At 34.2% G+C, this 10102-nt stretch carries 6 protein-coding genes and 1 pseudogene; 4 read left to right on the top strand and 3 right to left on the bottom strand.

Annotated features, from left to right (window positions below):
• On the top strand, positions 1-1601 hold a 1601-nt coding region (locus CVP04_RS00445; protein WP_100295559.1), incomplete at its 5' end, for a site-specific DNA-methyltransferase.
• Positions 1601-4341: pseudogene (locus tag CVP04_RS00440) on the top strand (DEAD/DEAH box helicase family protein). The gene CVP04_RS00445 and the pseudogene CVP04_RS00440, both read left to right, overlap by 1 nt.
• Positions 4342-4833: 492 nt before the next feature.
• On the opposite strand, the gene CVP04_RS00435 reads toward CVP04_RS00440, so the two are convergent.
• Both CVP04_RS00435 and CVP04_RS00430 read right to left on the bottom strand, forming a co-directional pair.
• On the bottom strand, positions 4834-7266 hold the full coding sequence (locus tag CVP04_RS00435; protein ID WP_100295558.1) for an N-6 DNA methylase: 2433 nt from the start codon (positions 7264-7266) through the stop codon (positions 4834-4836).
• 162 nt (positions 7267-7428) lie between these two features.
• Complete coding sequence (locus tag CVP04_RS00430) at positions 7429-7764, bottom strand: helix-turn-helix domain-containing protein (protein ID WP_100289533.1); 336 nt, start codon at positions 7762-7764, stop codon at positions 7429-7431.
• A gap of 147 nt (positions 7765-7911) precedes the next feature.
• Here CVP04_RS00430 and CVP04_RS00425 point away from each other — a divergent pair, with 147 nt between their 5' ends.
• Entirely contained in the window at positions 7912-8949 is a 1038-nt protein-coding gene (locus CVP04_RS00425) for an IS1595 family transposase (protein WP_100295557.1), read from the top strand.
• Positions 8950-8957: 8 nt separating this feature from the next.
• Positions 8958-9380, top strand: coding sequence for a hypothetical protein (locus CVP04_RS00420; RefSeq protein ID WP_100289535.1), 423 nt, complete (start codon positions 8958-8960; stop codon positions 9378-9380).
• Positions 9381-9403: 23 nt separating this feature from the next.
• Here CVP04_RS00420 and CVP04_RS00415 read toward each other — a convergent pair whose 3' ends face one another.
• On the bottom strand, positions 9404-9892 hold the full coding sequence (locus CVP04_RS00415) for a hypothetical protein (RefSeq protein WP_100295556.1): 489 nt from the start codon (positions 9890-9892) through the stop codon (positions 9404-9406).
• Positions 9893-10102: the final 210 nt, after the last annotated feature.

Here is a 10102-nt window from a genome sequence, read left to right as displayed (position 1 = left end):
CTCAGCTCAGCTCAGCTCAATTGTACACTAAACAAATAACGAAACGTCAAGAAATTTTTTTCAATCAAGTATTAGCATTTGATGAAATAGACCGTTTATTTGATCCCAAGGCTCTTACTCATTTTTCTCGCTACACTAAAGACGGTAAAAGTGCCGTTACACAAATCAAACGTCGCACTGACGGCACACCTACTGAAAATCTCATTATTAAAGGCAATAATCTTATTGCCCTGCATTCTCTCGCCACGCAATTTCGGGGCAAAGTAAAATTGATTTATATTGATCCACCGTATTATTTTAGAAAAACTAAGGCGGAAGATAGTTTTGCTTATAACTCTAATTTTAAGTTATCTACTTGGCTAACATTTATGAAAAATAGATTAGAGATTGCAAAAGAATTATTAACAGATGATGGTGTTATATTTGTATCAATTGATGATGATGGATTAGCACATCTTAAATTGTTAATGGACGATATTTTTACAAAAGAAAACTTCATTGCTTATTTTATGTGGATGAAAACAGCTACTCCACCATCATTATCCAAAAATGTCAGAAAAAAATTAGAGTATGTTTTATGTTATCGTAAAAATACATTTGAAGGACTATTTGGGGGTATAGTTGAAGGTGGAGATATGCCTTTATTAAACGAAAGTAATGCTTTAAATACCTTAGAGTTTCCTGCTTTTTCTGTACAATTTAAAATTCCTGACGGAATTTATTATCCTGCTAAAAAAGATAAAACAACGCTGGAAAGTGAGTTAGTTGTTTGTAATGGTTGGAATAGTACTCCTTTCAAATTATCAGGTAATTTCAAATGGACACAAAGCACAATAACAAAGGAAATTGAAAATAATACAACTTTTATTATTAAATCTGAAAAATTTGCTATTCGTTATATTCGAGAAGGAGAGCGCAATAAAAAGCCATCTAATTTCATTAGTAAAATAGAATGTGGTGTAGGGACAAATGAAGATGCCAAAAAAGAACTATTTGAGTTATTTCAAAAAGATCTTTTTAAATATCCAAAGCCTGAAAGTCTAATTTCGTATTTAATCAATACAGCTACAAACGAATCTGACATCGTCCTTGACTACCACCTCGGATCAGGGACAACCGCTGCTGTGGCGCATAAAATGGGGCGACAATATATTGGCATCGAACAGATGGATTATGTGGAAACCCTTGCAGTGGAGCGGTTAAAAAAAGTGATTGACGGCGAGCAAGGTGGTATTTCTAAAGAGATAAACTGGCAAGGTGGTGGCGAATTTGTCTATTGCGAATTAGGTGAGTGGAATGCACAGGCGAAAGCCGCCATTTTGGCTTGCGATAATTGGGTGGAATTAGACCGCTTGTTTACCGAATTGTGTGACAAATATTTCTTAAAATATAACGTCAACGTGCAAAAATTTGCCAATGAAATTTGCCAAGAACCCGAATTTTTAGCCTTAACGTTAGATGAACAAAAGCAGATGATGTTGGAAATGTTGGATTTAAATCAACTTTATATAAATGTGTCTGATATGAATGATAGCCAATTTGAGTGTGGATTAAATCAAGAAGATAAAGATTTAACATTAGAATTTTACGGAATGAAATAATGGAAAAGACGTTATTTGATATTATTGAACGCCGTAAGGAGATCTATTTAGACGACGGCGATGAAGAGAAATTAACTATTCCTAAATTTGTCAACCAAAACCTAAAATATCCGTTTTTTGATTGGCAAAAATCGGCATTGGAAAATTTTCTGATTTTTGAACGAACCAAAAACTTTAAAGATTTTCCAGAATTAAAAAATAAACCAACCCATTTGCTATTTAATATGGCAACTGGAGCAGGCAAAACAATGATGATGGCTGCACTGATACTTTATTATTTTGAAAAAGGCTATCGTCATTTTCTATTTTTTGTGAATCAAAATAATATTGTGGATAAAACCGAAAACAATTTTATCGACAGCTTGCATTATAAATATTTATTTCAGCCAAAAATTTTGCTGGGTGATAATGTGATTCCCATAAAAAAAGTGGAGACGTTTAGTCCGAATCCAAATGGCATTGAAATTAAATTTACTAGCATTCAAAAGCTGTATAATGATGTACATATTGAACGAGAAAATCAAACCACTTTGGCAGATTTACATCAGTTGAAACTCGTGATGTTAGGCGATGAAGCCCATCATTTAAACTCACAGACCAAAAGTAAAAAACAAATGCCGTTGGATTTAAGCACGGAATTGAATGGCAAGGCGAGCGATGATGAAATCGAACGCAAAGGCTGGGAACATTTGGTACTAGATTTGCTGTTACGCAAAAATGGTAAGCCAAGTGAAAATGTGTTGCTGGAATTTACCGCTACCTTGCCTGAAAGTGAAGACGTGGCGAGAAAATATGCCGATAAAATCATTACTAAATTCCCGTTGAAAGCATTTTTGCAAGCGGGCTACACCAAGGACATTAACCTTGTTTCATCGCAATTGCCGAAAAAAGAACGTGTGCTACATGCCTTGCTATTTGCGTGGTATCGCCATCAACTTGCCTTAAAATATGGCATTGCTAACTTCAAGCCAGTTATGCTATTTCGCAGTAAAACTATTGATGAATCTCGTGCTGATTATGAGCAATTTTTACAATGGACGGAGCAGGCAAATGCCGAAGATTTTACTTTTTTGACTGTACTTTCCAGCCAGTTGAATGATGCGGAAAACGCCAATCAGCAAGGTAAAACACGCACTGAACAGGCTTTGCGTTTTATGCAGGCACAAGGACTAAGCCACGCTCACTTGGCAAAATGGGTGCAGGAAAATTATCAGCCGCATAATGTGATTATCACCAACTCACAAACCAACAAAACCAAGAAAGAAAAAACCGATGTGGAAACTGAAAAACTGCTGAATAACTTGGAAGCAGCAGATAACCCTGTGCGAGCTATTTTCACAGTAGATCGCCTAACCGAAGGTTGGGACGTGCTGAATTTGTTCGACATTGTGAGATTGTATGAAGGGCAAAATGGTGGTGGCTCAAATAAACGATCAGGCAAAACTGCCGCCACAACTGTTTCTGAAAAGCAACTGATTGGGCGTGGTGTGCGTTATTATCCCTTTGCTTTTGAAGGCAAATTACCGAATAAACGAAAATTTGAGGGTGTTGAACACGAGCTGAAAATTTTAGAAGAATTGTTTTATTACACCTTTGATGAGCAATCTCGCTATATTTCCGAGCTGAAAGACGAATTACGCAAAGATGGCTATCTATCTGAAACTAGTAACAACAAAGTGAAACTAAAATTTGCACTTAAGCCTGAACTTGCCGAGAATGACAGTTTTAGAAATTTGCTGATTTGGGCGAATAAAAAAGTACCTAACCCGAATGCGAAGGCAAATAATGCGGCAAGTTTGCAAGACTTAAAGCCAGTGTTAAAAATCATAGTGCATAACAGCAAAGTGCTGCAAGAAACACATTTCACTGCCGATGAAACCACCGAACAAGTGCAGCAATTGGGCATAGAAGAAAACCGCACAGAAATTTTAACTTTAGGAGAAATTGAACAGCATATTTTCGCCAAAGCAATTCATATTAAAAGCAAAAATAGTAATTCTTTGTTCCATTTCGAGCGCTTGCAAACAAAATTAGGCATTATCAGCCGTGCTGAATTGCAAACGATTCTGCTCAAAGATTGGCAAGTGGAATTTTTAGGGCTGGATGGCTATGGTGAGATTTCCTCAGACGATAAATTAAACGCATGTTTGAAAGCGTTAGAAGCAGTGGAAAAACACTTGCAACAAACCCATACGCCATTTATCGGCAGCAAAGCTTCACCCCGAAAAAATTGTGGGAGATTTTTGGTCAGCCAAAAGAAAAATGGGTGGATAAAGACAAGGTGAAGCCAAATGTAACACAACATTCGTGGTATGCTCTTGATCATTTTGCTGGCACAAAGTTGGAAGAAGACCTAATTACCTTTATTGCTCACCGAATGGGAAATTTACAAACGAAATATGATGTGCATTTATTACGCAATGAAGAAGTACTGAAACTAAGCAATTTCACCGATGGCGAAGGATTTATGCCAGATTTTATTTTGCTGTTAAAAGATAAAGTAAAATCTACCGCTAACGGCATGCAAGATTTTCTGCATTACCAAATTTTCATTGAGCCAAAAGGTGATCACTTAGTAGAAAAAGACCAATGGAAAGAAGCTTTCTTACAAGCAATTACTGATGAATACGGCAAAGATCGCATATTGCAACAGGACACACCGCATTATAGATTGATTGGGTTGCCGTTTTATGAAAATGAAGAAATAAAATTTACTACTGCTTTTCAGATGCTTACTTAAATCCTATTTACTATGAGTGCATATCTGGGTATTTAGTATAGTGTTTAAGGAACAAACCTCTCCAAGCCAATCTGTATTTCCAGATTGGCGATTTTTCTAGTATTTGATTCTGAACATTTGTACACGCAAGGAAGATTTTTATGAAACAATCACTCAACAATGTTTAAAATATCAGCAATTAAACGCATTAAAAAATTTCGCTTGACAGTCTTCGTCCCTTTTCTGAACTATATTCAAATCAAAATGCAAAAAATTTCAAAAAACACTTTCTTTTGTCAAGCATTTTTTGAGATTTTTTGCATTTTCAATAAAAGTCAGTTTGAATAAGGGGTGAATCTTGTCAAGAGAAATTTTTTAATGCGTTTAATTGATTGTATTTTAAACAATATAAGGAGGCGTTTTTCGAAATTTGATGTACACCAAAAGCAACCAACTATAAAGGTAGGTTGCTTCTGATTATCATAAATAAGATTTATTGTATGGCTTTTTAAGCTAAATAATATTTCCATTAGGAAGAGAGCGTATATAATCCTCCATAAATTCCCAATCTATACTGCCATTATCTTTACAAGGTAAATATAATTTAGTTTGATCAAATCTCTGTCCAGTCCAACTTCTACCAAAAGAATATTTGTAGCGTTGCTTATCTAAGATAGTTATTAAAAATAAAGCATTATATTGATTAAGGTAATCCGAATAGCCAACAGATGTTTTTCCATTCATACCAATAAAACGCTCTGCTTGATACACTGAGTATCCTCCACTTCCATCCCCTAAATTAATAAACACAATACCATTACCATCAGATATATACTCTTCATTTCCATCTTCAGATACAAAATAATCAAATCCATTATTTTTCTTTTTAGCTGCTATATAAGGGATTTCATTACCTTCAGTTAAATCATAAGTTGTAGTGCCTCTTGTAGATTCAATTCTGTCAAAAACATCCCTAATTTTGAAATATTCCCATTTTCTATTTTTATCAAATAGTTCTAAGTTAGTTTTACATTGATATTTAGGATTTATTTTGTTTTTTTCTAAAATATAACTAGATAAAACATTAATCATTTCAAACTCTGTTTTATCTTCTTCAAGAAGACCTAATTCCTTTTTACTTTGATAGATGACGTAATCATTAATAGTATTACAGAAATCTTGAGAATTTAATTTACTATAATCAGGTTGAGAATGTGCGTAAATATTCCATTCATCATTTTTTTTGATTCTAGCTCTAGAAATAACAATATCGTCAGACTTAGAGCCATTTAAAATTTCGTCTAGCAATTCAGATTCTATAAAATTCCACTTGTTATATATATCTGTACGTCCTTTATTTTTAGAAAGGATGAAACCATCATCTTGCAAATCATAAAAAACTACATCTTCATCAAAATTGTGAGATACATAAGTTTCAAAAACCGCAATAGCTGTACTAGTAGATGCATTGGGTTGAAAGAGATCTTTAGGCATATTAATAACATATTTTAATGTATGTTTTTCTAAGATCTTTTTTCTTACTTCAGTATCTTTAAAGTACATCGATAAAGGAGCTATAATAATCCCATATCTTGAACAACTATCTAACATTTTTTTTAGAAAGGTGATTTCTTTTGGTGTTGGATCTTCTTTATTTTCCTTACCTGAATATGGTGGATTTATAAATCCAATTGTAGGAGCTGATTCACTAATTATTTTATTAACTTTATCATCATTAATAGAGTCCATATTATAGATCTTAGATTTGCCATCCCCTCTAAATAGCATATTTGATATTGCACAAATGTACATTGTTGGGTTAATTTCAAATCCTAATAATTGGTTAGATTTAACATTTTGAACATCTATACCTTTTAAACTTAGTAATTTATTCATTCCCGCAATTAAAAATGCGCCAGTACCACAACATAGATCCAAGATTTTATCATTTTTCTTAAATGGAATTAATTTAGTAAATAAAGTTGCTATATGTCTTGGAGTGAGAACAATTCCTTTTTTTACATTTGAAACTCCAGCAAATCTTAAGAACTCTTCATAAAATTTTCCCATTATGTCATAATTTGATGTGGTAGAGAAAGTATCATTAAATAATGGGATTATGTTTTCATCAAGTTCTTTTAATATTTCTTTCAATATATTTGTGTTTTTTAATGATAGATCTTGATTTATTGAATTAAGCTCTAGCTCCAAAGATTTCAATTTTTCTTCAGGTATATCTTCTGCCGTTAAAATATTTTTTACTGTTGGGTAAATGTTGTTTAATATTTGCTCTGAGGTATAGTTCTCATAAATATCAGGAAAATTATTATCATATTTTTCAGATCTATATAAACTTATCATTAAAGCAGCTAATATAATTGGTCTTTTTTGAGAATCAATTGAACGCAATAGTTTATTAATTTTCTTGCTAACCTTAGTTACTTTTGATATAGCTTTCTCTTCATCAATATTATTAAATAAAGCTATAAATTCATTTTCTTTTAAAAAATCATTTACATTTTCAGCCAAACTTATTTTTTGCTTATCTATAAGAAAACAACTAAATTTATGTTTATATTGATCAGATAAATCTCCACTAACTGCAATTCCAATAATTTTCCAAGAAGAAAATTTTTCTGATAGAAATTGTTTTAAATACCACTTTAATCCAGCAATACATCCAGATTTTATACTTTCTATATTGTGTTCTTGCATTGTTGGTTTTTCTTCAACAAGAATTAATAGCTTCTTTTTCTTATTACAATAAATCCTATCAGGATAACCTTCATTACCATTCTCAGATTTAGATGCTTTTTTTAATACCGTAATAATTTCATCTGTTAATTTAGAAGTAGTTTTACTATCATCCCAATCAGCAACGTTATATCCTAAACTTTGTAATTTCTGAGTAACACTAGGAGTTACAATTTTATCTTTCCTAGCCATTAGCAACCTCCCAAAATAAATTTGCAAGGTTGATATTTAGAGAATAAGCTACTTGTAGGCTTGTAGGCTTGTAGGCTTGTAGGCTTGTAGGCTTGTAGGCTTGTAGGCTTGTAGGCTTGTAGGCTTGTATTAGCATTGGGTTTTCCTTTTACTTGTCAAGTATTATTTCAATTCTGTATTAATTGCTTTAAACGACACTTCTACCGCTTTCTGTAATTCATTCGACATTGCTCGATAGTTATTGAGTAGCTCAATTTCTGTTTGGTTAAAGTTGGCTTGTTGTTCGATTTCTTTGAACATTTCACCTTCACCACTTACTAACCAATTTAGGTTTACCCCCGCTTTAGCAATTGCGGCCATCCCTTCGGCATTCGGTTCACGTTCGCCACCAACATAACCCTGCATTGTTCGGTAGGGCAATCCTGTGAGTTTAGCAAACTCTTTAATTTTCCAATTTTTAGACTCACAAACGAGTTTCAATCTTTCTGATATACGCATTTGAACATTCCAAAATCATTTTTAGATTGACAAATAACGCAAATGAGCGTATATTTGCATTTAACGGTTTTTATTGTATCGCATTTGAGCGTATTTGTAATAAGAATTTAAATAATTTAATGGAACAACTCTGAACGCTGAAACATTATGGCACAGCACTTCCTTCTCACCCCGAAAGCCAAAACGCTTTCTGCTTTTGAGATAGCGAATATCTCGGAAGAAGATGCGTTTGACCTTATGTGCGAAGCTCACTGGGGAGGTAAAGAGAATGTGGTATGCCCGAAATGTGGTGTGCAGCATAAAGCCTATTTCATTTCCTCGCGCAAGCAGTGGCGTTGTAAGCACTGTCATCACACTTTTTCAGTAACATCAGGCACAATTTTTGCTAATCACAAGTTACCGTTGAAAACTTACCTATATATTTTGATTCGCTTTGTGAATGCGGTTAAGGGCGTATCAGCCCTAGAAATCTCTCGTGATGCGAAAATCAACTATCGCACGGCATTTGTCATTTGCCACAAACTACGCAAAGCCATGCTTGAACATCGTGATATGCAACCACTTTCAGGTGAAGTAGATATGGACGGCACTTACGTTCACCCTGCACCTCGTAAGGCAAATAAGAAAGCCGACCGTATTGATTATCGCTTGAAAGAAAATCAGAACCCAAACAAACGTTGTGTGATAGTGGCTCGTGAGCATTTTTCTGCGAATGAGAAAGCGGAAAATCCACTTCATCTTGGAGCAAAACGCTCGCTGGTATTTGTTGCCCACTCTGAAACGCAGTCTGTGGTGAAAAATTTTGCTCACGCTTACATTGAGAAAAACAGCCGTATCAATACGGACGAAAGCACCGCCTACGACAGCTTACTGATAAATTATGACCTACGCACCGTCAATCACAAAGATGAATATCGTAGTCGTTTGGGCGTAACCAATAATCAAGCCGAATCCTTTTTCGCTCGTTTTAAACGCATGTATTACGGACACGTTCACAAAATGAGCAATACCTATTTACTCAACTATGCCAATGAAATCGCTTACCGTGAAGATAATCGTCGCAAAGATAATGGTTGGCAGTTTCGAGATATTCTCGGCAAATGCCTTGAAACAAGTAACGAACAAAACGAATGGTGCGGTTATTGGCAGCGGAAAATCATCCATCAAGAAGTGATTTGGCAGTAGGGGAAATGATGGCTTATACCTTAGATAAGAAATTGAAAGAATTGGAATTTGAACGTAAGCAAGTATTACACCATCTCGCTTTACTTGATTCTAAAATTGGTGCATTACAGCGTGCGATAGCACTTTGTGAAAATGAAGAAGATATTATACTCTATAATACAGAAAATTTTACCTACCGCCGCAGATACAAGCTCTTTAAGGGGAAAGTTCGTAAGTATATCTTGCAAATTATGCGAGATAACCCTACCAAAGACTTTACTATCAGCGAACTTACTCAGCGAATTTTTAATATTGAACAAAACGATAGTACGCCATCTGAAAAGCATCTTGATTCCGTTCGCAAACAGCTCAATGAGTTCTATCAACGTGGTTGGATAATAAGAACTCAAATTAGCCGTCGAGAAGTTTATTGGCAATGGAAACAAAAATAGCAATATAAAAGTGAGATGGAAACTTAAATCTGTTTAAGCCGCCAAGCTGAATGCTTAATGTATCCAAAATGTTCAACTTGCCCTTGCAAAGGAAGTAGCTTTTGCTCAACCATATTTTTTGCTCTTAATTTGCGTAACACATTATATACCGCTAAACAAATTTTAGGGGTAAGTAACTCAACATTAACGACGGAAATACACCTATCAATTTTAAGCATCTCAATAGTTAATTCATCTAACATCCACCACCGCTCTATGTTTGCCTTAAAGACTTGGCTTACTAATTTTTGAATACTTGTTCTAAATGATCTAGGTTTGGCAAGGATGGGCGTTTTATTAAGTGTAATCGTTGGATCGATATATTCCATTGTTTTTTCATATACGCTTATTTTTTCGTCTATTTGAGCGATTTTACTATGTAATTCATTTATTTGCCGATAAAGATAGGCTTTTTCTTTATAAGCACTTTCTATTTCTTTCTTTAATTGTGTAATCAACCCTTGTTCAGACATATAAAAAATCCCCATACTATTTGTATTGGGGATTTTAAGTTATTTAGTGCTTTTAATCTTTGTGCAACTGCTACATAATACCGTTACTATAAGGCTTTAACCCACTTTTTAGCAACCATTTTGTCTATTACACCTACTTTTCCATTTTCCTCAAAAACAAAAAAACCGTCAGTCTCTCAACTCACGGTTTTTCTAAATGTTTTATTAAAC

The sequence above is a fragment of the Caviibacterium pharyngocola genome, assembly GCF_002795405.1.
In the GTDB taxonomy this organism is placed as follows: domain Bacteria; phylum Pseudomonadota; class Gammaproteobacteria; order Enterobacterales; family Pasteurellaceae; genus Caviibacterium; species Caviibacterium pharyngocola.
This window is presented reverse-complemented; position numbering and strand designations above follow the sequence as displayed.

What these genes read in the sequence shown, in the direction of transcription:
- CVP04_RS00420 (WP_100289535.1), top strand. Translation starts at nt 8,958, where the DNA reads ATGGCTTATACCTTAGATAAGAAATTGAAAGAATTGGAATTTGAACGT.
- CVP04_RS00430 (WP_100289533.1), bottom strand. Translation starts at nt 7,764, where the DNA reads ATGCGTATATCAGAAAGATTGAAACTCGTTTGTGAGTCTAAAAATTGG.
- CVP04_RS00425 (WP_100295557.1), top strand. Translation starts at nt 7,912, where the DNA reads ATGGCACAGCACTTCCTTCTCACCCCGAAAGCCAAAACGCTTTCTGCT.
- CVP04_RS00415 (WP_100295556.1), bottom strand. Translation starts at nt 9,892, where the DNA reads ATGTCTGAACAAGGGTTGATTACACAATTAAAGAAAGAAATAGAAAGT.
- CVP04_RS00435 (WP_100295558.1), bottom strand. Translation starts at nt 7,266, where the DNA reads ATGGCTAGGAAAGATAAAATTGTAACTCCTAGTGTTACTCAGAAATTA.